General features: G+C 71.3%; 22 protein-coding genes. 15 read left to right on the top strand and 7 right to left on the bottom strand.

Annotated features, from left to right (window positions below):
• Nucleotides 1-2 precede the first annotated feature (2 nt).
• Both G401_RS0109920 and G401_RS0109915 read right to left on the bottom strand, forming a co-directional pair.
• The gene (locus tag G401_RS0109920; protein ID WP_027342387.1) at nt 3-596 is read right to left on the bottom strand and encodes a LysE family translocator; all 594 of its coding nucleotides are present in this window, start codon (nt 594-596) and stop codon (nt 3-5) included.
• A complete protein-coding gene (locus tag G401_RS0109915; RefSeq protein ID WP_027342386.1) occupies nt 593-1,315 on the bottom strand; it encodes a metallophosphoesterase in 723 nt (240 codons plus the stop codon). Before G401_RS0109915 ends, G401_RS0109920 begins: the two co-directional genes overlap by 4 nt.
• 73 nt (nt 1,316-1,388) lie before the next feature.
• On the opposite strand from G401_RS0109915, the gene G401_RS0109910 reads away from it, so the two are divergent.
• Nucleotides 1,389-2,036: a CGNR zinc finger domain-containing protein gene (locus G401_RS0109910; protein ID WP_245601672.1), complete on the top strand. Its 648-nt coding sequence runs from the start codon at nt 1,389-1,391 to the stop codon at nt 2,034-2,036.
• Nucleotides 2,037-2,069: 33 nt separating this feature from the next.
• Here G401_RS0109910 and G401_RS44655 read toward each other — a convergent pair whose 3' ends face one another.
• Nucleotides 2,070-3,452: a KamA family radical SAM protein gene (locus G401_RS44655; protein ID WP_034591060.1), complete on the bottom strand. Its 1,383-nt coding sequence runs from the start codon at nt 3,450-3,452 to the stop codon at nt 2,070-2,072.
• A 199-nt stretch (nt 3,453-3,651) separates the two neighbouring features.
• Between G401_RS44655 and kdd the strand changes: the two genes are divergently transcribed.
• The 12 genes from kdd to G401_RS44645 all read left to right on the top strand — a co-directional run bounded on the left by kdd (nt 3,652) and on the right by G401_RS44645 (nt 16,542).
• The gene (gene kdd / locus G401_RS0109900; RefSeq protein WP_027342384.1) at nt 3,652-4,686 is read left to right on the top strand and encodes an L-erythro-3,5-diaminohexanoate dehydrogenase; all 1,035 of its coding nucleotides are present in this window, start codon (nt 3,652-3,654) and stop codon (nt 4,684-4,686) included.
• A 4-nt stretch (nt 4,687-4,690) separates the two neighbouring features.
• Nucleotides 4,691-6,319 carry an amidohydrolase gene (locus G401_RS0109895; RefSeq protein ID WP_027342383.1) on the top strand — a complete coding sequence of 543 codons (1,629 nt, stop codon included), beginning with the start codon at nt 4,691-4,693 and terminating at the stop codon, nt 6,317-6,319.
• Complete coding sequence (gene kamD / locus G401_RS0109890; RefSeq protein WP_034591059.1) at nt 6,312-7,871, top strand: lysine 5,6-aminomutase subunit alpha; 1,560 nt, start codon at nt 6,312-6,314, stop codon at nt 7,869-7,871. The genes G401_RS0109895 and kamD overlap by 8 nt, the downstream gene beginning before the upstream one ends.
• Nucleotides 7,868-8,614 carry a lysine 5,6-aminomutase subunit beta gene (gene kamE / locus G401_RS0109885; RefSeq protein ID WP_027342381.1) on the top strand — a complete coding sequence of 249 codons (747 nt, stop codon included), beginning with the start codon at nt 7,868-7,870 and terminating at the stop codon, nt 8,612-8,614. Before kamD ends, kamE begins: the two co-directional genes overlap by 4 nt.
• Complete coding sequence (kal, locus tag G401_RS0109880) at nt 8,611-8,997, top strand: 3-aminobutyryl-CoA ammonia lyase (protein WP_027342380.1); 387 nt, start codon at nt 8,611-8,613, stop codon at nt 8,995-8,997. The genes kamE and kal overlap by 4 nt, the downstream gene beginning before the upstream one ends.
• A 1-nt stretch (nt 8,998) precedes the next feature.
• Nucleotides 8,999-10,249: a glutamate mutase L gene (locus G401_RS0109875; protein WP_027342379.1), complete on the top strand. Its 1,251-nt coding sequence runs from the start codon at nt 8,999-9,001 to the stop codon at nt 10,247-10,249.
• 62 nt (nt 10,250-10,311) lie between these two features.
• Nucleotides 10,312-11,967, top strand: coding sequence for a serine/threonine-protein kinase (locus G401_RS0109870; RefSeq protein WP_027342378.1), 1,656 nt, complete (start codon nt 10,312-10,314; stop codon nt 11,965-11,967).
• A gap of 98 nt (nt 11,968-12,065) precedes the next feature.
• Nucleotides 12,066-12,413: a YciI family protein gene (locus G401_RS0109865; protein ID WP_027342377.1), complete on the top strand. Its 348-nt coding sequence runs from the start codon at nt 12,066-12,068 to the stop codon at nt 12,411-12,413.
• A gap of 59 nt (nt 12,414-12,472) precedes the next feature.
• On the top strand, nt 12,473-14,140 hold the full coding sequence (gene lnt, locus G401_RS44650) for an apolipoprotein N-acyltransferase (protein WP_084556997.1): 1,668 nt from the start codon (nt 12,473-12,475) through the stop codon (nt 14,138-14,140).
• Nucleotides 14,137-14,931, top strand: a complete 795-nt coding sequence (locus tag G401_RS0109855; RefSeq protein WP_027342376.1) for a polyprenol monophosphomannose synthase — start codon at nt 14,137-14,139, stop codon at nt 14,929-14,931. Before lnt ends, G401_RS0109855 begins: the two co-directional genes overlap by 4 nt.
• A gap of 74 nt (nt 14,932-15,005) precedes the next feature.
• Nucleotides 15,006-15,500, top strand: a complete 495-nt coding sequence (locus G401_RS0109850; RefSeq protein WP_027342375.1) for an FxsA family protein — start codon at nt 15,006-15,008, stop codon at nt 15,498-15,500.
• 109 nt (nt 15,501-15,609) lie between these two features.
• A complete protein-coding gene (locus G401_RS44645; RefSeq protein WP_051366421.1) occupies nt 15,610-16,542 on the top strand; it encodes a hypothetical protein in 933 nt (310 codons plus the stop codon).
• Nucleotides 16,543-16,602: 60 nt separating this feature from the next.
• On the opposite strand, the gene G401_RS0109840 is transcribed toward G401_RS44645, so the two are convergent.
• Nucleotides 16,603-16,941: an RNA polymerase-binding protein RbpA gene (locus G401_RS0109840; protein WP_027342374.1), complete on the bottom strand. Its 339-nt coding sequence runs from the start codon at nt 16,939-16,941 to the stop codon at nt 16,603-16,605.
• Nucleotides 16,942-17,123: 182 nt separating this feature from the next.
• On the opposite strand from G401_RS0109840, the gene G401_RS0109835 reads away from it, so the two are divergent.
• Nucleotides 17,124-18,608 (top strand): peptide MFS transporter, encoded by a 1,485-nt coding sequence (locus G401_RS0109835; RefSeq protein WP_034591057.1) that lies wholly within the window; start codon nt 17,124-17,126, stop codon nt 18,606-18,608.
• Nucleotides 18,609-18,612: 4 nt separating this feature from the next.
• On the top strand, nt 18,613-18,999 hold the full coding sequence (aroH, locus tag G401_RS0109830; RefSeq protein WP_027342372.1) for a chorismate mutase: 387 nt from the start codon (nt 18,613-18,615) through the stop codon (nt 18,997-18,999).
• Nucleotides 19,000-19,112: 113 nt separating this feature from the next.
• On the opposite strand, the gene G401_RS0109825 is transcribed toward aroH, so the two are convergent.
• From G401_RS0109825 to G401_RS0109815, 3 genes are read right to left on the bottom strand one after another with little or no spacing between them, the layout of a single operon-like run.
• Nucleotides 19,113-19,904 (bottom strand): ABC transporter permease, encoded by a 792-nt coding sequence (locus G401_RS0109825; protein WP_051366443.1) that lies wholly within the window; start codon nt 19,902-19,904, stop codon nt 19,113-19,115.
• Entirely contained in the window at nt 19,904-21,505 is a 1,602-nt protein-coding gene (locus G401_RS0109820) for an ABC transporter permease subunit (RefSeq protein ID WP_027342370.1), read from the bottom strand. Before G401_RS0109820 ends, G401_RS0109825 begins: the two co-directional genes overlap by 1 nt.
• Nucleotides 21,502-22,449, bottom strand: a complete 948-nt coding sequence (locus G401_RS0109815; RefSeq protein ID WP_027342369.1) for an ABC transporter ATP-binding protein — start codon at nt 22,447-22,449, stop codon at nt 21,502-21,504. The genes G401_RS0109820 and G401_RS0109815 overlap by 4 nt, the downstream gene beginning before the upstream one ends.
• Between the last annotated feature and the right edge of the window lie 4 nt (nt 22,450-22,453).

Below are 22,453 nucleotides of genomic sequence, written 5' to 3'. Positions count from 1 at the left end.
CGTCAGGTGGTGGCGGCGCGGAGGCCCAGGACGATGAGGATCGCGGCGGTCGTGCGGCGTACCCAGACGGTGAAGGTCGCCGAGCGGATCGCGTGGCCGACGCGGACGATGACCGCCGTCCAGCCGAGCAGCCAGACCGCGATGAGCAGCGCGTGCGCCGTGGCCAGGAGGAAGATCTGCGGTCCGAGCGGCCGGCGCGGGTCGACGAACTGCGGAACGAGGGTCAGGTAGATCGAGGCGGCCTTCGGGTTGAGCACGTTGCCCAGCAACGCCTGCGGGTACGCGCCCCGTGGCCGCCACCGCGCGCGAGGGGCTGGCCGGGGCGTACGCAGGGTCCACAGGCCCAGCGCGACGAGGTAGATCGCGCCGGCGACGCGTACGGCGGAGAAGAGTTCGCTGGAACGCATGACGATCGCGGAGAGGCCGGCGACGGCGAGGGTGGCGTGCAGGTAGAGGCCGGTGACGGTGCCGAGGATGACCGGCAGGCCGTGCCGCGCGCCGCCCGGCGCCACGCGCTGCGTGAGCAGGGCGAGGCTGGCGCCGGGGGTGGCGATGACGGGCAGGACGGCCAGCAGGAAGCCGGCGACGTTCCTCATCGGACGATGCGGAAGTGGGTGATGAGCTGGTCGCCGTCGAGCAGGTGGAAGGCGACGGCCGGGTCGGCGTCGAGGTCGGCCAGGCCTTCGCCTTCGAACGGCAGGCGCAGCGTCCAGGTCACGGCGGGGGAGACGATCAGCGGGCGGCCGTGGTAGGTCGTGGCGGCGGCGGTGTGGGCGTGTCCGGTGAGGATCGCCGCGACGTGCGGGTGGTTGTCGAGGATCCGGTCGAGGTCGGCGGCGTTCTGCAGGGTGCTGCCGTCGGGGATCGGGTGGCCCACCTTCACCGGCGGCTGGTGGAAGGCCAGCAGCGCGGGCCCGTCGGCCGCGGCGAGCTGCTCGTCCAGCCAGGACAGGGTCTCGGGGGCGAGGAAGCCGGGATCCTCGCCCGGGATCGACGCGTCGATCATGAGGATGAGCGCGTCGCCCACGCGGTGCGCGCTGTTGACCGGCGCGTCGCTCGCCGCCTCGTTCAGCAGCCCCTTCCGGTACGCCGGCCGCGCGTCGTGGTTGCCCGGGCAGTGCAGGACGGGGAACGGCAGGTCGAACAGCGCGGCCGCCTCCTCGTACTCGGCCGGGGAACCGGTGTCGGCGATGTCGCCCGTGACGAGCAGCGCGTCGATCGGCAGGCGGCGCAGGTACGCCATGGTCCGCCGGGCGCGCTCCGTCGCGCGCTCGGTGCCGTCGAGGTGCAGGTCGCTGATCTGGGCCAGCAGCATCGGGATCTCCTGTGGGGTGACTAACGGTAAAGAATGCATTTGCCGTTAGGGACCGTAGCGTATCCTCGGTCCCGTGATCAAGTCCGAATCGATCGCGGAATCGACCGTGGAGCCGCCGGTGGAGCCGCCCGCGGAGCCGCCCGTGCCGGGGCTGGCGCTCGCCTTCGCGTCGACCATCCGGCACGACGGGCACGGCGGTGTCGCCGACGACCTCGCCGACCCGGCCGCGCTGCCGGGCTGGGCCGCGGGGGTCGGATTCGACGGCGTACCGGGGTCGGCGGAGGCCCAGGCGGCCGTGCTCTCGATACGCGCCGGAACCCGGGCCCTGTTCGCGTACGCGGTGCGGCCCTGGCCGGCCAGCCGGGCGGACGCGCACCGGCTGCTGCCGCTGGCCGAGGCGGTCGACCGGATCAACACGGCCGCCGCGCAGGTCCCCGTGACCGTGCGGCTGGACTGGGACGACGAGCGGCCGGCGAGCGTACTGGAGGGCGGCGCGGCCGATCCGGTGGTCGCGTTGACGGCGGCGCTGGCCCGGGCGACGATCGCGTTCCTGGCCGGTCCCGACCGGGAGAATCTGCGCGCCTGCCAGGCTCCGCGCTGCGTGCGCTACTTCGTGAAGGGGCACGGGCGGCAGGAGTTCTGCAAGCCGTCGTGCAGCAACCGGGCCCGGGTCGCCCGGCACTACGCCCGCCACCAGGCGGAGGGACAGGTGGACGAATAGAAGAGGGGCGGCCCGCCGGGCCGCCCCTCTTGCTCACGCGTTCTGTTCTTCGGCCTGCTTGCGCCACCACCGCCGGCCGGACTCGGGCAGCGTGTCGATCGGGTCGTAGTACGCGTACCGCTTGGTGAGCGCGTCGGACTCCTCGGCCTCGATGGACGTCCGGTAGTTCTTCGTCCAGTACGAGATGCCGTTCTCCCGGTCGTACTCGGTGACCATGTGCACCCACCGCTTGCCGACGAACGGGACGTCGCAGACGATGCGCGGGGTCGCGTACCCGGGCAGGTAGCCCATGATGTCGTGCTGCAGGCGCTGCGCGTGCGCGACCGAGACCCGCCAGTGCTCGGCGTGCGGGATCATGTCGCACATGTAGAAGTAGTACGGCAGGATGCCGGCCTCGCCCTGCAGTGCGAAGCACAGGTCCAGCAGGTCGTGGGTCTGCGCGTTGACCCCGCGCATGAGCACGCCCTGGTTGCGCACGTCGCGTACGCCGACCTCCAGCATCGTGCGGGCGGCCTTCGCGACGATCGGCGTCAGCGAGTTGGCGTGGTTGACGTGCGTGTGGATGGCCAGGTTGACGCCGCGGCGGCGGGCGGTGCGGGCGACCCGCTCGACGCCCTCGACGACGTCGGGCTGCAACCAGTGCTGGGGCAGGCCCATCAGCGCCTTCGTGGCCAGCCGGACGTCGCGGATCGTCTCGATCTCCAGCAGCCGCATGAGATACGCCTCGAGCTGCTTCCACGGCACGTTGGCCACGTCGCCGCCGGAGACGACGACGTCGCGTACACCGGGGTGGGCCTTCAGGTACGCGATGTGCGCGTCGTACCGGTCGACCGGCTTGAGCTCCAGCTTGAGCTTGCTGACCGCGGGGGTGGAGTTGCCGACGAGGTCCATGCGGGTGCAGTGGCCGCAGTACTGCGGGCAGGTCGACAGCAGCTCGGCGAGGACCTTGGTGGGGTAGCGGTGGGTGAGGCCCTCGGCGACCCACATGTCGTGCTCGTGCAGCGAGTCGCGGGTGGCGTGCGGGTGCGACGGCCAGTCGGCGAGCCGGTCGGAGGCGACCGGGATCATGTAGCGGCGTACCGGATCGGCATAGAACGCATCGGTGTACGTCTGTCCCTCGGGCGCTCCGTGCGGGACCATGGTGTTGAGCATCTGCGGCGGGACGAGCATCGACATCGTCGCCAGGTTCTGCTGGTCGGTCTCGAGGTCGGCGTAGAACCGGTCGTCGACCAGGTCGCCCAGGACCGCGCGCAGCTGCCGGACGTTCTTCACGCAGTTCACCCGCTGCCACTGGGCGGACTCCCACTGCGCGGCCGTCACGTCCCGCCAGCCGGGCAGCCGCGTCCAGTCGGGCTCGACGAGCGGCACGCGGCGGTACTCGTACGGCTGGCCGGCGTCGGTCGGCACCTCGGACATCGGAACTCCTGTCTGCGCGGCGGGGCCCTGGGTGTGGAACCCCTCGGGGTGGCCTCTGGGTGACGGAGCCACGTTACTGGATTATTTTTCGTCTAGGAACTATTCTGCCGGAGAATTTCCTTTGCCGCATGTCGAACACAGGCGGTTGTCCGAATCATGAGCGCCCGTCCCGCGAGCGCCCACAGCTAGGGAGTCCCGCATGACCTCGCCGGTCGGGCTGCATCGCGTACTGGAACCGGGCGGCGTGCTGCCCCAGGCGGCCTGGCGGCTCTCCACCGACCCCGAGATCGGCCCCGACGAGGTACGCATCGCCGTCGAGAAGCTCAACCTCGACGCGGCCAGCTTCCGTCAGCTGCTCACCAAGCACGACGGCGACGGCAGCGCGGTACGCGACGAGGTGCTGGAGATCGTCGCGACCCGGGGCAAGATGCACAACCCGGTGACGGGCTCGGGCGGCATGCTCATCGGCACCGTCGAGGCCGTCGGACCGCGGTCGCCGCTCGGGCTGGCGGTCGGCGACCGGGTCGCCACCCTGGTCAGCCTCACGCTGACGCCGTTGGCGATCACCGACGGGCTGGCGCGCTGGGACGGGCTGAGCGAGCAGGTGCCCGCGACCGGGCACGCCATCCTGTTCGGGCGGTCGATCGCGGCGAAGCTGCCCGACGATCTCGACCCCGAGCTGGCCCTGGCCGTGCTCGACGTCTGCGGCGCCCCGGCCCTCACCGAGCGCGTCGTCGCCGGCTACGTCACCGGTGATCCGGCCCGCAGGCCCGTCGTGGCGGTGCTCGGCGGCGCGGGCAAGTCCGGCTCGCTGTCGCTGGCGGCCGCCCGCCGGGCCGGTGCCCAACGCACGATCGGCCTCGTCCCGAACGAGCTGGAGGCCAAGCGGCTGGCCGAGTCCGGCCTGGCCGACGTCGTCGCCGTCGCCGACGCCCGCGACCCGGTCGCGCTCGCCGAGGCGGTCGGCCGCGCCGACGTCACGGTGGTCTGCGTCGACGTGCCCGGCTGCGAGCACGGCGCGATCCTCGCCACCGCCGACGGCGGCACCGTCGTCTTCTTCTCGATGGCCACGAGCTTCGCCGCCGCCGCGCTCGGCGCCGAGGGGCTCGCCGCGGACGTCACCATGATCGTCGGCAACGGTTACACCCCGGGCCACGCCGCCCTCGCCCTGGAGCTTCTGCGTACCGAACCCGGCGTGCGCGGAATGTTCGAAGCCCGGCTCGCGGCAGACTGAGCACATGACATCTCACGCCTCTCTGTACGTGAACGCGGCGATCCGCACGCCCGCCCTCCCCTCGCACGCCACCGAGAGCGCGCTGCTGGTCCGCGACGGCGTCGTCGCCTGGGTCGGCAGCGCCGCCGACGCGCCCGCCGCCGACGAGGTGATCGACTGCCGGGCGATCGCGGGTGACGACGCCCTGCTCGCCCCGGCGTTCGTGGACGCGCACGTCCACGCCACCGACACCGGGCTCGCGCTGCGCGGGCTCGACCTGTCCGGCGTACGCTCGGCGGAGCAGCTGCTCGACGCGGTCTCCGCGTTCGCCGCGGGGCTGCCCGACGCCGCGGTCGTGCTCGGGCACGGGTTCGACGAGTCGACGTGGCCGTCCCTGGAGCAGCCGCCGGCGGCCGAGCGGCTCGCCCGGGCGAGCGGCGGCCGGGCGGTCTACCTGTCCCAGGCGTCCATCCACTCCGCCCTGGTCACACCCGACCTGCTCAAGCTCGCCGAGGGTGCGCCCGGCTACGACGAGTCCGGCTGGGTACGCCGCGACGCCCACCACGTCGTCCGCGAGGCCGCGTTCGGGCAGATCACGGCCGACCAGCGGCGTACGGCGCAGCGGGCCGCCCTCGAACACGCGGCGTCCCTCGGGATCGCGGCCGTGCACGAGTGCGGCGGCCCCGGCACGTCGTCCGAAGAGGACTTCACCGACGTCCTCTCCCTGAGCGGGGCCGGGCTGCCCGAGGTCTACGGCTACTGGGGCGAGCTGGGTGGCGCCGCCAAGGCCGTCGAGCTGGGCGCCGTCGGCGCGGGCGGCGACCTGTACGCCGACGGCGCGCTGGGCTCGCGTACGGCCCACCTGTCGGCGGACTACCTGGACGAGCACGGCTGCGGCTTCGGCTACGTGACCGCCGAGCAGGTCCGCGACCACCTCCTGGGGTGCCACGCCCTGAGACCTCGCGATGAGCGCTCGCGCGAAGAGCCAGGAGTTCATTCCGCCCGGCCTTTGCAGGGTGGCTTCCACGCGATCGGGGACGCCGCGATCGGCACGGTCCTCGAAGGCTTCGCGATGGCCGCCGCCAAGCTCGGCCACCTCGGCGTCAGCGGCGCGGAGGTGCTGCGCGAGGCCCGGCACCGCATCGAGCACGCCGAGATCGTCGACAAGGCGATGATCGGGAAGTTCGTCGAGTACGGGATCACGGCCAGCATGCAGCCCGCCTTCGACCGGCTGTGGGGCGGCGAGCACCAGATGTACGCCCAGCGCCTCGGCGTCGCCCGGTCGCTGGCCAGCAACCCGATGGGGCAGATGCACGCGGTCGGCGTGGCCCTGGCGTTCGGCTCCGACTCACCGGTCACCCCGCTCGACCCGTGGGGCTCCGTACGCGCCGCCGTCAACCACTTCAACCCCGTGCAGCGGATGAGCGCGAAGGCGGCGTACGCGGCCCACACCCGGGGCGGCTGGCGGGCGGTGCACCTGGACGACGACGGCGTACTCGCGCCCGGGCACGCGGCCACCTTCGGGATCTGGTCGGCGCCCGGCGGACTCGTCGGCACCCTGCCCGCCCTGCTGCCCGAACTGCCGGACGAACCCCTGCCGGAGCTGCCGGTCTGCCGGCGTACCGTCCTTCGTGGAGAGAAGATTTATGGGTAAGTTGCACCTCGACAACGACGTCGTGGCCAAGGCCCGGGCCCTCGCCGAGCGCGCCGGCCGGCCGGTCGTGGACCTCGCCCGCAGCCACACCACCGTCTCGGTGGAGCGGGCCGTCCTGCGGCTGGCCGGGATCTCCGGCGCCGACGCCGAAGGCATCCCGTGGGCGAACCGGCTGGTGGACGCCGTGCGTACCGACATCGGGCTCGGGCACGGCGTCGCGTCGCCGGTCTTCGACGCGATGCTCACCACCGGCGAGTCAGATCTCACCGTGCTGGCCCAGAAGGCCGCGGCGGGCAGCGTGCGTTTCCGCGTACCCGAGAAGAAGGACGCGACGGCGGCGAGGCGGGCCGCGGACCGGGCCGTGAAGACGGGCATCGCGACGATCGACCGCAACCGGCGGCAGCGCGACCAGATGATCAAGAAGTACGGGGACCCGAAGCAGCGGCCCTGGATCTACCTGATCGTGGCGACCGGCGACATCTACGAGGACATTCCGCAGGCGCAGGCGGCGGCGCGGGCCGGCGCGGACGTGATCGCGGTGATCCGCTCGACCGGGCAGTCCCTGCTCGACTTCGTCCCCGAGGGCGCGACCCGCGAGGGCTTCGCCGGCACGTACGCGACGCAGGAGAACTTCCGCCTGATGCGGGCGGCCCTGGACGAGTCGTCGAAGGAGCTCGGCCGCTACGTACGCCTCACCAACTACGCGTCCGGCCTCTGCATGCCGGAGATCGCGGCGCTGGCCGGCCTGCAGCGGCTGGACATGATGCTCAACGACTCGATGTACGGCATCCTGTTCCGCGACATCAACCCCATCCGCACCTTCGTCGACCAGCGGTTCTCCCGGCAGGTCCACGCCCGCGCGGGGATCATCATCAACACCGGCGAGGACAACTACCTCACCACCGCCGACGCGGTCGACGAGGCCCACACGGTGACCGTGTCGCAGCTGCTCAACGAGTACTTCGCGCACGAGGCGGGACTCGCCGACTGGCAGCTGGGCCTCGGCCACGCGTTCGAGATCAACCCGGACCTGCCCGAGTCGTTCCGGCTGGAGCTGGCCCACGCGCTGCTGGCCCGGGAGCTCTTCCCGGACGCGCCGCTGAAGTGGATGCCGCCGACCAAGCACATGACCGGCGACGTGTTCCGCGGCAACCTGCTCGACGGCTTCTTCAACCTCGTCGGCACGATGACCGGCCAGGGCATCCTGCTCGTCGGCATGATGACCGAGGCCGTGGTGACCCCGTGGCTGTCCGACCGCGACATCGCCCTGCAGAACGTCCGCTACGTGCTCAACGCGTGCCGCGGCCTGCACGAGGACTTCGTCCCGGCGCCCGGCGGGTTCATCCAGCAGCGCGCCCACCAGGTCCTGGACGAGGCGACCGAGCTGCTGGAGACCATCGAGCGCAAGGGCCTGCTGACCGCCATCGCCGAGGGCGCCTTCGGGATCATGAAGCGCCCCGCCGACCGGGGCAAGGGCCTCGACGGCGTCGCGAAGCACGAGGACGGCTACTACAACCCGGCGACCGTCCTCCTGGAAGGAGCGGCGCAGTGAGCACGATCGTCCGCCCGTACGGGGACATGACCGGCGACGGCATGGTGCAGACGTCCTTCACGCTGCCGATCCCGCACGACAAGAAGGCCGAGGGCGCCGCCCTGCAGCTGGCCGCGAAGATGGGCCTCGACCCGGCGATGCTGGTGCACGCCAAGCAGATGGGGGAGGGCTTCACCTTCTTCGTCGTCTACGGCCGGGTCAACCACCTCGTCGAGCTGGACAAGGTCCAGGTGGTCGAGCGCGACTTCCCGCTGCTGACCGCGAAGGAGGTCAACACGCTGGTCAAGAAGAAGCTGCGGCGCAAGCTGTCCGTCGTCGGCGCGTGCATCGGCACCGACGCGCACACCGTGGGCATCGACGCGATCCTCAACGTCAAGGGGATCGCGGGCGAGAAGGGCCTGGAGTACTACCGGGAGCTGAAGGTCGTCAACCTCGGCGCCCAGGTGACCGTGCCCGACCTCGTCGAGGCCGCCCGCAAGGAGAAGGCCGACGCCGTCCTCGTCTCGCAGGTCGTCACGCAGCGCGACGCGCACCTGCACAACACCCGCGAGATGACCGCCGCGTTCCGCGAGGCGCTGCCGGCGCACAAGCGGCCGCTGCTCATCGTCGGCGGCCCCCGCTTCGACGAGCTCATGGCCGACGAGCTCGGCGTCGACCGCATCTTCGGCCGGGGAACGACCCCCCGCGAAGTCGCCTCGTTCCTGGTGCACAAGATCATCGAGAAGGGCTCGGAGAAGAAGTGACCGTCGGACTGTCCGTCACCCACCGCCGCTACGTCCCCTACAGCCACGCGCACTACGCGGGCAACCTCGTCGACGGTGCGTACGCGCTGGGGTTGTTCGGGGACGTGGCGACCGAGGTCTGCATCCGCACCGACGGCGACGAAGGGCTGTTCGCGTCCTACTCGGACGTGCAGTTCAAGGCTCCGATGCGGGCGGGCGACGTGCTGGAGGTCACCGCGACGATCACGCGGATGGGCACCCGCAGCCGCACGATCGACTTCACGTGCGTCGTGGTCTGCCGGGGGCGTACCGACCTGGGGGAGTCCGCGGCCGAGGTCCTGGCCGACCCCATCCTCGCGGTCAGCGCCACGGGCACGGTCGTCGTCCCCGCCAAGGCCTCCTGACGTGCTGGTCGCCTGTGTCGACGTCGGCTCGACCTACACCAAGGCCGCCCTCGTCGACACCGGCGGCGGGCTGGTCGCGACGGCCTCCCATCCGACCACCATCGGCACCGACGTCCTGCGCGGCCTCGAAGCGGCCGTCGACGGGTGGGCCTACGACGAGATCCGCGTCTGCTCGTCGGCCGGCGGCGGGCTGCGGCTCGCCGTCCTCGGCTACGAAGCCCTCGTCACCGCGACCGCCGGGCACAAGGTCGGACTCTCCGCCGGGGCCAAGGTCGTCCACGTGGGCGCGGGCCCGCTGGCCTCGCTGAAAGACCTCCGCGCCGCGCGCCCCGACGTCGTCCTCCTGGTGGGCGGCACCGACGGCGGCGACGAAGAGACGATCACCCACAACGCCGGGTTGCTCGCCCGGGCCCGCTTCCGCGTACCGGTGGTCCTGGCCGGCAACGCCGAGGTACGCGAAGCCCTGCACTCGCTGCTGTCCAGCGCCGGAGTCCCGGTCGTCTCGACGGCGAACGTGCTGCCGCGCATCGGCGTACTGGAGCCGGGTCCGGCCCGCGCGGCGATCCGCGAGGTGTTCCTGAAGCACGTCATCGGGGGCAAGAAGCTCTCGCGCGGGCCGCGGTTCGCCTCGCTGGTGCGCATGGCGACCCCCGACGCGGTGCTGCGCGGCGTCGAGGTGCTCGGCGACACCCTCGGTGCGGACCTGCTCGTGCTCGACGTCGGCGGGGCGACCACGGACGTCTACTCGGTGCTGACCCCCGACGCGGCCCGGGCCGAGGTGGCGGGAACGTTGTGGCGCAGCCGGACCGTCGAGGGCGATCTCGGGATGCGGTGGAGCGCCCCGGGCGTCGTGGAGGCCGCCGCCGCGGAACGGATGATCCAGCCGTCGCCTTCGCTGCTGGACGGCGCTTGCGCTCGGGCGGCCGATCCCGCCTTTCTCGCCCCTCCCGGCGATCCCGACGAGGTGGAGATCGCCACCCTCGCGGCGAAGATCGCGCTGCGCCGGCACGCCCGCAGCGGCCCTGATCTGCGCGACGTCCGCCTCGTCATCGGCTCGGGCGGGATCCTGCGGCACTCGCCGCCGGAGGCCGCCCGGCAGATCCTCGCGGCCGCGCTGACCGACACGGCGGGGGGCTGGGCGTTGCCGCGGGCGCCCCGGGTCGCGGTCGACTCGGCGTACGTGCTGGCGGCGGCGGGACTGCTGGCCGACGATCACCCGGACGCGGCGGTCGCCCTGCTGACATCAGTGTGACGTATCGCCCCTTGCGTCCGGCTTGAGTGTTCGTTCCGGCGGGCATGGGTAAGGATCGGGATATGCCGACGAGTCCCTCCACCCTGATCGCCGACCGCTACCGTCTCGTCCGCCAGCTCGGCCAGGGCGGCATGGGGCGCGTCTGGCTCGGCACCGACGAGGTGCTCGGCCGCGAGGTGGCGGTGAAGGAGCTCGTCCCGCCGGCCGGGATGACCGAGGCGGAACGCCAGGACCTGCGCGCACGCTCGATGCGCGAGGCCCGCGCGGTCGCCCGGCTCAACCACCCCAACGTGGTACGCATCTTCGACGTCGTCGCCGAACCGGACGGCGATCCCTGGATCGTGATGGAGTACGTCTCCGGGCACTCGCTGCAGGACGAGAAGCTGATCAGCCCCCAGCGGGCCGCCGAGATCGGGATCGGCCTGCTCGGCGCGCTCGGTGCCGGGCACCGGGCCGGGATCGTCCACCGCGACGTGAAACCGGCCAACGTGCTGCTCTCCGACGACGGGCGCATCCTGCTCACCGACTTCGGGCTGGCGACCGTGCCCGGCGACCCGTTCGTCACGCGTACCGGGGCGGCGATGTTCGGCACGCCGGCGTACATCGCGCCGGAACGCGTACACGACCTGGACGTCGGGCCGCCGTCGGACCTGTGGTCGCTGGGCGCCACCCTCTACGCGGCCGTCGAGGGCCGGGCCCCGTACGCGCGCTCGACCCCGATGGCGACGCTGACGGCGCTGGCGACCGAGCCCCTCCCGCCGCCGGTCCGCGCCGGTGCGCTCGAACCCGTGCTCAGCGGGCTGCTGCGCAAGGACCCCGCCCAGCGGATGGGCGCGGCCGAGGCGGAGCGCCTGATGCGCGCGGTCCGGGCGGGAACGGCGCCGACCCGGCCGATGACGATGCCGATGCCGGTCGCGGGATCCGCGCCCCGGCCCGCGACCGCACCGCCGACCCGCGTCACCGGCAACGCGCCCGTCTCCCCGTACGCCGCCGGGGTCGCCCGCCCGCCGGCCCGCCCCGCCGAGCGGCCGGTGACCGTGGTGCCGCCACCCCCGGCCCGGCCGAAGAAGACCTCACCGCTGGCCTGGCTCGCGGTCGCGGCGGTCGTGCTCATCGTCGGCGCGCTCGTGCTGGCGGCCCTGCACCCGTGGACCACGCGGACGCCGACCGGGCAGCCCGGCGCGACCAAGTCGCCCGCCGCCGCGCACCGGTCCTCGCCCGCCCGCAAGCCCTCGGCCTCCCCGTCGCCGTCGCCGGTGGTGCAGAGCCCGAGCTTCCAGGTGCCGCCCGGCTGGCAGCTGGTCAGCGACGACAGCGGCTTCTCGATACCCGTGCCGGACGGCTGGCAGGAGGGCCACGACGACGGCGGCCGCCCCTACTGGAAGGGCCCGGACGGCACCTTCCTGCTCGTCGACCAGACCCGCCACCCGAAGTCCGACCCGGTCAAGGACTGGGAGAACAACGAGAAGGCCCGCGCCGACGACTACACCGACTACGAACGCGTACGCCTGGAACGGGTCGACTACTGGGTCAAGGCGGCCGACTGGGAGTTCACGTACACGGCCGACGACGGTCCGCGGCACGTGCTCAACCGGGGGTTCGTGACGGCGCCGGACCAGGCGTACTCGATCTACTGGAGCGCGCCGGCGGACCGCTGGGACCAGCACCGCGCGGACCTCGACGTCGTCTTCCAGGGGTTCGTACCGGCCCGCTCCTGAACCCGGAAGAATTTTTCCGCGCGACCTGTCCGGTACGCGTCCGGCCGATCGTCACCCTGGTGAGATTCCGAATGAGGATTCCGCATGAGGAGGCACCGATGAAGTACATGATGTTCGTCTGCGTCGACGGCGAGCCGGACACCGACACCGCCGACGAGCCCGACATCGACGTGTGGGTCGCCGAGAACAACGCCAAGGGCCGCCGCCTGCAGGGGCACGTCCTGGGCCCGAAGAGCGCGGCGACGACGGTGCGCGTACGCAACAAGCAGCTGCTCATCTCGGACGGCCCGTTCGCCGAGACCAAGGAGCTGATCGTGGGCTACGACGTCATCGAGTGCGCGGATCTGGACGAGGCGATCGAGGTCGCCCGGACGCACCCGATGGCCCGCGGCGGGCGGATCGAGATCCGGCCGTTCGCCGACTTCGAACAGGACAACCCGCTGTAAAGAGCCCGGAACGGGGGGCGGGCCGCGGTGGGGGCGCCGCGGCCCGCGTACTCTCCGTCATGCGTCCAGGGGCGCCGGGTAGGGTTTCGGCCGTGACCGCAGCCGTTGCCCCGCCGCAGGCGCCGACCCAGGAGGCGTCCCCGCCGCCCGCCGCGCCGCGACCCGTGCCCTACTGGGCCGGCCTCGCCCTGTCGGTGCTGGCCGGGGGCGCGCTGCTGCTGTCCTTCCCGTCGTACGGCCTGTGGTGGCTGGCCCCGGTCGGCGTCGCCGCGTTCGCGCTGGCCACACACCGGCGCCGGGCGCGTACGGGGGCGCTGTTCGGGCTCGTCACCGGGATCGTGTTCTTCGGGCCGCTGCTCGACTGGACGAGCACCAACGTCGGCCCCGGCCCGTGGATCCTGCTCGTCGCACTGCAGGCCGCGTTCTTCACCCTGCTCGGGTTGGCGCAGGCCGTGCTCAGCCCGGTCGTCGACCGCCGCCGGTGGAGCTGGCCGCTCGTGCTCGGCGTGCTCTGGGTCGCCCAGGAGGCGCTGCGCGGGCGTACGCCCTTCGGCGGCTTCCCGTGGGGACGGCTCGCGTTCAGCCAGGCGGACTCCCCGGCGCTGCGGCTGGCCTGGCTGGGCGGCGCCCCGCTGGTGTCGTTCGCCGTGGCGGTCGCCGGCGGCCTGCTCGTCCTCGCGATCCACTCCGCACGCCGGCCGGCCCTCGCGGCCGGCACGGTGCTCGGCGCCGCCGCCGTGCTGGCCGCCGGGTACGCCGTCCCGCTGAGCGAGCCCGGGACCACCCCGGTCACCGTGGCGATCGTGCAGGGCAACGTGCCCCGGCTCGGACTCGACTTCAACGAGCAGCGCAAGGCGGTTCTCGACAACCACGTGCGGGGCACGGTCGAACTGGCGAACCGGGTCGACCGCGGCGAGCAGCCCCGGCCCGACCTCGTCATCTGGCCGGAGAACTCCAGCGACATCGACCCGCTGACCAACCCGGACGCCGCCGACGCGATCGACCGGGCGGCGCGGGCGATCGGCGTACCGATCCTGGTCGGGGCGGTCATGGCCGGCGCGACCGAGCACACCGCCCGCAACGTCGGCCTGGTCTGGGAGGCCGGCCGCGGGGTCACCGGCAGCTACCAGAAGCAGCATCCGGTCCCGTTCGCGGAGTACCTGCCGATGCGCTCGATCGTCGAACCGATCGCCGAGCTCATCACGAGCAAGGCCGGCCTGCTGAGCTCCGACTTCCAGCCCGGCGACAAGCCGGGCGTGCTGACCGTGGGCCCGGCCCGGGTCGGCGACGTGATCTGCTTCGAGATCGCGTACGACGGGATCGTGCACGACACGGTCACCTCGGGCGCGCAGCTGCTCGTCGTGCAGACCAACAACGCGACGTTCAACGTCGACGAGGCCCGCCAGCAGCTGGCCATGGTCCGGCTGCGGGCCGTCGAGCACGGCCGCGACTCCCTCATGGCCTCGACGGTCGGCATCTCCGGCTTCGTGGACACCTCCGGGCGCGTACACCAGGCCTCGCAGTTCTTCACGCCCGACGCGATGGTGCGTCAGCTGCACGAGTCCACCGCCCAGACGCCGGCGACGCGGCTGTCGTTCTGGCCGGAGGCGATCTTGAGCGCGGTCGCGGCGGGTTTGCTGCTCGCCGCGGCCTTTCGACCGGTTCGCGGCCGTCTGCGGCGGTACGCTGACCGGCGTCGTACGGAGTCAACGGAGGAGATCGGGTGAGTGGGACGGAAGCCGGCGGATACCCCGGCGTCGGACGGGTCGTGGTGGTCATCCCGACCTACAACGAGGCCGACAACGTCCGCCTGATCACCGGCCGCGTACGCGCGGCGGTCCCGGACGTCGACATCCTCATCGCCGACGACAACAGCCCCGACGGCACCGGTGCCATCGCCGACGAGCTGGCCGCGGCCGACCCGAACATCCACGTCCTGCACCGCAAGGGCAAGGAGGGGCTGGGCGCGGCGTACATCGCCGGGTTCGGCTGGGCCCGCGAACACGGCTACGACGCCGTCGTGGAGATGGACGCCGACGGCTCCCACGCCCCCGAGCAGCTTTCCCTGCTGCTCGACGCGCTCAAGGACGCCGACGGCGTGATCGGCTCCCGCTGGGTCTCCGGCGGCAGCGTCGTCAACTGGCCGCTGCGCCGCGAGATCCTCTCCCGCGGAGCCAACATCTACACCCGGATGGCCATGGGAATGCCGGTCAAGGACGCGACCGGCGGCTACCGCGCGTACCGGATGGAGCTCCTGGAGAAGATCGACCTGGGTTCCGTGGCCTCGGCGGGCTACTGCTTCCAGGTGGACATCACGCGGCGCGCGCACCGCGCGGGCTTCAAACTGACCGAGGTGCCGATCCGGTTCGCCGAGCGTGAGCACGGCGTCAGCAAGATGAGCGGCAACATCGTCGGCGAGGCGCTGTGGCGGGTGACGGTGTGGGGCGCCCAGGACCGCACCGCGGCGGTCAAGCGCCTGTTCACCGGCAAGCGGGCCGGCGCCGAACAATGGCCGTGACGGCGGCCACCGCTTCGCTGTGGGCGCAGGCCCGTCCTCGGCTGACGGTGGCCTGCCGAAGGTAGGCTTGGGCCGTGCGATCTCGTTGGCGTTTCGTCCCGCTGGCCCTGCTGCTCCTGGCGGCGGTCGAGATCACCGTGTTCGTCCTCGTGGCGCAGTGGATCGGCGTGCTTTGGGCACTCCTGCTCGCGATCGCCTTCACCGCGGCCGGCCTGTTCCTGCTCGGCCGCGAGGGACGCCGCGGCTGGCGACGCTTCCGTGACGCGGCCCGCGGCGGCACACCCGCCGGCCGGGAAGCCGCCCACGGCCTCACCGGGGTGTTCGCGGCGCTGCTGCTGATCATTCCCGGCTTCGTGTCCGGCATCACCGGCCTGGTCCTGCTCATCCCGCCGGTCCGCCATCTCGCCGCCGGCCGCGTCCAGGCGGCCACGGAGAAGCGGGTCTCGCCCAGCATGGCCGGTGACCTGTTCGGACCGCGGCAGGTGCGGGTCCAGCGGCCGCCCAAGCCGGGTACGCCCGAAGCGGCCAGCACGCCGGACGAGGTCATCGAAGGCGAGATCGTCGACTGATCCCGGCCGACTTCACCGGTCGACTGAGGACGGTCAGGCAGATGAGATGACCGCCCGCGGGTGACCCGTGAATTCGGACAAGTGTTACTTGCTTCGTTAGTGTCGTCCGATGCAGCAGTGGGAGACGAAGCTCGGCGAACGACTGACGCGCCGTCAGCGCATGGACAAGTACGGCGGCGGCGAGCAGGGCGGTATTGAGCCGTCCGCGCAGACTCCGAATGTGTTCGTCTACTCAGACCCGCCCAAGGGCCTCAAGTACGGCTACACCGATGGCTGGGACGTCGACGACGACCTCTTCCTGTACACCGGTGAAGGAAAGCACGGGCCGCAGACGATGACTGACGGCAACAAGGGGCTCCTTCAGCATCATGCGGCGAAGAGGGCTGTGCGGTTGTTCGTCGCCGACGGCTACGTGGACGGCACCAAGACCCGGCTACATCGCTATATCGGTGAGTTCGAAGTCGATCAGACGCTGCCCTACACCATGGGGCGAGCCCGGGACGAAGACGGGGCCATGCGCGACGTCTTCGTGTTCCGCCTTCGGCCGGTCGGGGACACCGAGCTTCGTGCCGAAGACCGTAGCGTCGTGATCGACCGTTCGACCCAGTCCGAGGTGGTACGCGTACCGCTCGAGGCCGGCAACGTCGGGTCCTATCCCGTGGCGGGCTCGGCGCCTACTACTGCGGAGCGGCGGGAACAAGCCTTAGTTGAGCGCTACGAGAAGGCACTCACCTCGATGGGGAATACCGTTGGCCGGTGGAGCATCACTCTGCCTGGGCGGCACAACGCCCTGTACACCGATCTGTATGACGAGACCGAGAACGAGCTCTACGAGGCGAAGGGCACCGCCTCCCGCAACGATGTCCGGTATGCCATCGGTCAGCTGTTCGACTATCGGCGGCACGTGAAGGATGCGCAGAAGTACACGGTATTGCTCCCGGTGGAGCCTTCCGCTGACATTCTGGATCTCATCACGAGCGCAGGCTATGGCTGCGTCTTCGAGCGCGTGGCGGGCAGCGGCGATTTCCAGCGGGCAGCGTAATCACGAGCACACGACAAAGCCCCCGGGCGGACCCGGGGGCTTGACGCGTGAAGGCGACCCTCAGCGGCCGCGTCGCGTACGGACCTCCTGGAGGCGCTCGTTGAGGATCTCCTCGAGCTCCTCCATCGAGCGCCGCTCCAGCAGCATGTCCCAGTGCGTACGCGGCGGCTTGACCTTCTTCTGCTCCGGCTCGGAGCCGTCGACCAGCCGTGCCACCGTGCCGTCGAACTTGCATTCCCAGGTGATGGGCACCTCGGCATCGACGGCGAACGGCACCTCGAACTGGTGGCCGTTGGCGCACAGATATTCACGGGTCTGTCGCGGAGCCAGCTCGGTATTGCGGTCCGACTCGTAGCTGACGGCGCCCAGACGGCTACCGCGCAGCATGCGCTCGCCCATTTCGGCTCACCCCTCGAAGTGTTGAGAATTCCTGCTCAAGTGATGCAACGATCACGTGCGCACCGGAGATTCCCACAAGGGTACCCGTACCGGGAATCAGGTGACCGGCCTCACCCCGCCCACCAATTCCGATACTGTCCCTTTTACCGGTTTTTGTCCGTAAGAGGGGCGGGGGATTCGCGATGTCGATCACGCAGACGCCGTCGGGCGCGCCGGGTTCGGCACCCGGTGACGAGGCGACCTTCTTCGGGCATCCCCGGGCGTTGTCGACGCTCTTCCTGACCGAGATGTGGGAGCGTTTCAGCTTCTACGGCATGAAGGCGATCCTCGTCCTGTTCCTCACCGCGTCCGTCGCCAACGGCGGTCTCGGCATGGCGGAGGGCTCGGCGAACGCGCTGTTCGGCGCGTACGCGGGACTGGTCTATCTCACCGCGCTGCCCGGCGGCTGGATCGCGGACCGGCTGATCGGGGCGCGGCGCTCGGTGCTGTACGGCGGCATCGTCATCGCGCTGGGCCATTACGTGATGGCGGTACCGGCCGACTGGAGCGTGTTTCCCGGCCTGATCCTCATCGTGCTGGGCACGGGCCTGCTCAAGCCGAACATCTCGACGATGGTCGGCAACCTCTACGAGAAGGATTCCGTACGCCGCGACGCCGGCTTCTCCGTGTTCTACATGGGCATCAACCTCGGCGCGTTCGTGGCGCCGCTGGTCACGGGGTGGCTCGCCGACCACGTGAGCTACCACGCGGGCTTCGCCGCGGCCGCGATCGGCATGACGTTCGCGGTGGTCCAGTACGTCATCGGCAGCAAGCGGCTGAAGGAGAACGGGGCCGCGCCGACGCATCCGCTCGTCGGAGCGGAGCGCAAGCGGACCTTCCGGTCCATCTGGATCGGCGTCGGCGTGGCGGCCGTGGTGATTTTGATCATGGCGTTGCTCGGCTGGCTCAGCGTCAACTCCGTCGTCGACCTGCTCGCCTGGTTCACCGTCGCCGTGGCGGTGGTCTACTTCGTGCGGATCTTCCTGGACAAACGGCTCACCGAGGTCGAGCGCAGCCGGATGAAGGCGTACATCTGGCTGTTCGTGTTCGCGGCGTCCTTCTGGCTCATCTACGACCAGGCCGGCTCGGTGCTCAACCAGTTCGCCGACAAGAACGTCGACCGCACGGTCGGGAACTTCACCTTCCCGGCGGCCTGGCTGCAATCGGTCAACCCGATCCTCATCATCATCGGCGCGCCGCTGGCCGGCGCGCTGTGGGTCAAGCTCGGCCACCGGGTCTCCACGCCGTGGAAGTTCGCCGTCGGTCTCATCTTCAACGGTCTGTCGTTCATGCTCATGGCCGCGGCGGCCCAGGCCGCGGTCAGCCACCTGGTCTCACCGCTGTGGCTCATCGCCGTGTACGCCCTGCAGGTCGCCGGTGAACTCGCCATCTCGCCGGTCGGGCTGTCGATGACGACCAAACTGGCCCCCGCCTGGTACGCGAGCCAGATGCTGGGCCTGTGGTTCGTCTCGACGGCGGTCGGCGACGCGATCGGCGGGCAGGTCGCCAAGTTCTCCGACGGCGGCCCGTCCTACTTCCTGATCCTGGGCGTGGCCTCGGTACTTCTCGGTCTCGGCGCGTTCGGGTTCACTCGCCACATCAAGGCGCTGATGCGGGGCATACACTGACGCAGTGCCGATCCGGGCTGTACGCGGGGCGACCCAGCTGGACGTAGACGAGCGCGAGCACCTGCTGGAGCGGGTGGCCGAGCTGGTCAAGGAAGTCCTGCACGCCAACGACCTCGCCGACGAAGACTTCATCAGCGCCATCTTCACCGCCACGCCGGACATCCACGCGGAGTTCCCGGCGTACGCGGCCCGGCAGATGGGCATGTCCAACGTGCCGTTGATCTGCGCGCAGGAGCTGGACATCGCGGGCGCCATGCCGCGGGTGATCCGGCTGATGGCGCACGTCGAGACGGACCTGAGCCGCGACGAGGTGACGCACGTGTACCTGCACGGCGCGGCGGCCCTGCGGCGGGACCTGACCCACGTCTACGCCAAGTCCGACGACAACTAGCCCGTCAGGCTCCAAGATCCCGCTTGGATCAGGTTTTCGCACGTAATCTTGGTCCAAGATTCGGGTGATTTCCCTGATCCAAACGGGATCTTGCCTGGCCGCACGGCGGGCGGCTACGCGTCGCGGAGCTGGAAGAGCAGCCAGCCGATCAGCGCCAGCCCGCCGGCGTACGCGGCCAGCACCCCGACGCCCGCCCACGCTCCTATGTGGAGGTTGGCGAAGTGCGTCGTGGACTGGATCGCCAGGCCGGCCTCCATCGGTGAGAACCGCTTCAGCCGGTGCGCCCAGTGCGGGTCGGAGACGAACATCGCGGCGAGCGTACCGGCGAACAGGAACGCGAACACGCAGCCGACCGCCGCGCCGGTGTCCCTGATCAGCAGCCCGATCCCGGCCGCGGCCACCACCACCAGCACCAGGTAGAGCACTGAGCCGATCGCGGCCCGCCGGGTCAGCCCGTCGCCCAGCGACAGCAGGTGGTAGCCGTTCGCGGCGGTGAACCCCTTGTGCGGCAGCAGCCACCGGCCGATCAGGAGCGACCCGCCGACCCCCGTGGCGGCCGTGGCGGCCACCAGCCCGGCGAGCACGACCAGTTTGCCGACGAGCACCATCCACCGGCGCGGGACCGCCGCGAGGGTCGGCCGGATCGTGCGGGTGCCGTACTCGGCCGTGACCGCCAGGACCCCGAGGACCGCCACGGTGACCTGGCTGAGGCGGACGCCGGAGAGCGTCAGCTGCACGATGTCCTCGGTGCAGCCGTCGTGGCACTCCCGGACGTTGAGCGCCCCGGCGGCGATCCCGGCGAACCCGGCGAGCAGCCCGGCCGTGCCGAACAGCAGCCAGAACGTGCTGGGCAGCGTACGCAGTTTGGTCCACTCGGCGTACACGGACCGGAGGAGGGCCGTCATCACACGTCCCGGGTGCGCGTACGCCACCAGGCGAGCCCGATTCCGGCGGCCGCGTACGCGAGTGCCACGCAGATCGCGGTCCACGGCCCGATCATCGACCATGGCGAGGCCAGAAGGTTCGTCGGCGGGTCGGCCCGCAGGGTGGCCAGGCCCCCGGCGAGGGTGGTGTACATCAGGAACTTCGGGGAGTCGCCGGGCAGCAGCATGCCGGCGATGAACGGCACCACGAACAGGACGACGGCGACGGTGATCGCCGCGGCGCCGTGCCGCAGGAACATGCCGACCCCGAGCGCGAACACCGCCACGGCCGTCATGAACAAGGCGCTGAGCAGCATCACCCGGACGACGGCCGGATCGGTGAGATGCGGGGTGACGAACGCGGGCGGGGTGAACCCGTGCTTGCGCAGCAGCGGCTGGGCGACCAGGAACGCGGTCACCACCGAGACGAGCGACAGGACGTAGGAGACCGCGCCGAGGACGAGGACCTTGGCGGCCAGGACACGGCCGCGCCGGGGCTCCGCGGTGAACGTCGTGCGGATCATGCCCTTGCGGAACTCCGCGGTCGCGAACAGGACGCCGACCGGGATGAGGGTGAGCAGGCCGGCGAGGACCCCGACGAGCGACCCCTCGACGATGTCGTCCGCCGGCCGGCGGGGACCGATCTCGCCGCTGCCGACCAGCGTGTACCTGTCGCCGGTGACCGTGAGCCCGTCGGCGCGCCGCTCCGGTGCGTGGCCCCGGTCGCCGGAGCCGCCGCCGGACCTGTCGCCGGACTTGTCGCCGGCCGAGCCGTCGGCCGGGGCGTCGGCCGACTTGCGCCCCTCGGCCATCGCCTTCTCCAGGTCCAGCTCGGACGGCATCTTGATCCTGGTTTCCTGCCAGGTGCCGGTGCCGGCCGGGTCGAGCGCAGGATGGTCGAACACGGCCTCGCCCTGACCCGGTTGGCCCGCGAGCGAGGCGCCGCCCATCCCGCGGGACCACGCCATGACCTCCGCGGAGGTGGTGTAGAAGCCGGCCTCGGCGGTGGCCGGCAGGTGCGCCGGCGTCATCGTGCCGATCTTCTGCCAGGTCGTCCCGTCCCCGGACTCGTAGCCGGTCACGGCCGTCCCGGTCCGGGTGAGCCGCAGCCACCGGCTGGTGTCGCCAGTGCTGCCCGCGATGTCCCGGGCGAAGTCGGACTGCATGTGCACGCCCTGCGTCGCGTTGATCAGCACGGCGACGTAGGAGGAGCCGGACGTGGTGCCGTCCTTCATCATCACACCGCCCGCGGTGCCGGTCCACTTCGTGTCGGGCACGGGTGTCATCCCGCCGTCAGGGCCGCCATCGCGCATCGTGACCAGGCCCTTCACCGAGTCGACGTGCACGGTGACCGTGGCGTCGCCGGTGATCGTCTGGTGGGCGAACTGCAGCGAGTCGGCCACGGGGGTGCCGTCCGGGCCGGTCACGAAGTTGCGGTGGTCGTTGGCGTCGGTGCCGGAACCCGAGGCGACCAGGCCGCTGAGCCCGATCGTCAGCACGGCCACGAAGCCGAGGGTGATCATCCATCGGCGTACGGTGCGCAGTTTGGTCCACTCGGCGAGCAGCAGGTTGCCGAAGCTCATGCCGCACCCCCCTGTGTTCCGGAGGGCGTACCGGCGGGGACCGCGAACTCGACGGCGCCCCGCGTCAGCTCCATGTACGCCTCTTCCAGCGTCGCCCGGTGCCGGCGCAGTTCGGAGAAGGACAGCCCGGCCTCGCTCAGCAGCGGTCCGACCCGGTCGCCGGGCAGCCCCTCGACGATCACGCCCTCGTTGCCGGTGATGCTGCACGTGGCGCCCGCGTTGGCGAGCACCGTCATCACCTCGGTGCGCTGGGCGGTGCGTACCTCGACGCGGTCCTTGGACGCCGCCGCCAGCAGCTTCGCGACGCTCGTGTCGGCCACCAGCTTGCCCCGGCCGACGACGACAAGGTGGTCGGCGGTGTCCTCCAACTCGCTCATCAGATGGCTGGAGACCAGCACGACCCGGCCCCGCGCCGCCAGCGACTTCATCAGCCCTCGTATCCAGATGATGCCGTCGGGGTCGAGCCCGTTGACCGGCTCGTCGAACATGAGCACCGGCGGGTCGCCGAGCAGCGCGGCCGCGATGCCGAGCCGCTGGCGCATGCCGAGCGAGAAGCCGCCCGCCCGCCGCTTGCCCGCCGAGGCCAGGCCGACCTCGTCGAGCACCTCGTCGACGCGCCTCTTCGGGATGCCGTTGCTGTACGCCATCCACAGCAGATGATCACGTGCCCGCCGGCTGGGATGCACCGCCTCGGCGTCCAGCAGGGCACCGACTTCGCGGAGCGGGGCGCGCAGGGTGGCGTACCGCCGGCCGGAGACCAGGGCCTCGCCGGCGTCCGGTGCGTCCAGGCCGAGGATCAGCCGCATCGTGGTGGACTTGCCGGCCCCGTTCGGGCCGATGAAGCCGGTGACCTCGCCGGGCGAGACCGTGAAGGTCAGCCCGTCGACCGCGACCGTACCGCGGTAGCGCTTCTGGACGGCGCGTACGTCAATGGAAGGTGGCATGCTC

Source organism: Hamadaea tsunoensis DSM 44101 (genome assembly GCF_000428945.1).
GTDB lineage: Bacteria > Actinomycetota > Actinomycetes > Mycobacteriales > Micromonosporaceae > Hamadaea > Hamadaea tsunoensis.
The sequence above is the reverse complement of the archived record's forward strand: the minus strand, read 5'-3'. Positions and strand labels throughout refer to the sequence as shown.

Excerpts from the sequence above, each read along its gene's own strand:
- G401_RS0109920 (WP_027342387.1), bottom strand. The coding sequence starts at position 596 with ATGAGGAACGTCGCCGGCTTCCTGCTGGCCGTCCTGCCCGTCATCGCC.
- G401_RS0109915 (WP_027342386.1), bottom strand. The coding sequence starts at position 1,315 with ATGCTGCTGGCCCAGATCAGCGACCTGCACCTCGACGGCACCGAGCGC.
- G401_RS44655 (WP_034591060.1), bottom strand. The coding sequence starts at position 3,452 with ATGTCCGAGGTGCCGACCGACGCCGGCCAGCCGTACGAGTACCGCCGC.
- kdd (WP_027342384.1), top strand. The coding sequence starts at position 3,652 with ATGACCTCGCCGGTCGGGCTGCATCGCGTACTGGAACCGGGCGGCGTG.
- G401_RS0109895 (WP_027342383.1), top strand. The coding sequence starts at position 4,691 with ATGACATCTCACGCCTCTCTGTACGTGAACGCGGCGATCCGCACGCCC.
- kamD (WP_034591059.1), top strand. The coding sequence starts at position 6,312 with ATGGGTAAGTTGCACCTCGACAACGACGTCGTGGCCAAGGCCCGGGCC.
- G401_RS0109870 (WP_027342378.1), top strand. The coding sequence starts at position 10,312 with ATGCCGACGAGTCCCTCCACCCTGATCGCCGACCGCTACCGTCTCGTC.
- G401_RS0109865 (WP_027342377.1), top strand. The coding sequence starts at position 12,066 with ATGAAGTACATGATGTTCGTCTGCGTCGACGGCGAGCCGGACACCGAC.
- lnt (WP_084556997.1), top strand. The coding sequence starts at position 12,473 with ATGCGTCCAGGGGCGCCGGGTAGGGTTTCGGCCGTGACCGCAGCCGTT.
- G401_RS44645 (WP_051366421.1), top strand. The coding sequence starts at position 15,610 with ATGCAGCAGTGGGAGACGAAGCTCGGCGAACGACTGACGCGCCGTCAG.
- G401_RS0109840 (WP_027342374.1), bottom strand. The coding sequence starts at position 16,941 with ATGGGCGAGCGCATGCTGCGCGGTAGCCGTCTGGGCGCCGTCAGCTAC.
- G401_RS0109835 (WP_034591057.1), top strand. The coding sequence starts at position 17,124 with ATGTCGATCACGCAGACGCCGTCGGGCGCGCCGGGTTCGGCACCCGGT.
- G401_RS0109825 (WP_051366443.1), bottom strand. The coding sequence starts at position 19,904 with ATGACGGCCCTCCTCCGGTCCGTGTACGCCGAGTGGACCAAACTGCGT.
- G401_RS0109820 (WP_027342370.1), bottom strand. The coding sequence starts at position 21,505 with ATGAGCTTCGGCAACCTGCTGCTCGCCGAGTGGACCAAACTGCGCACC.
- G401_RS0109815 (WP_027342369.1), bottom strand. The coding sequence starts at position 22,449 with ATGCCACCTTCCATTGACGTACGCGCCGTCCAGAAGCGCTACCGCGGT.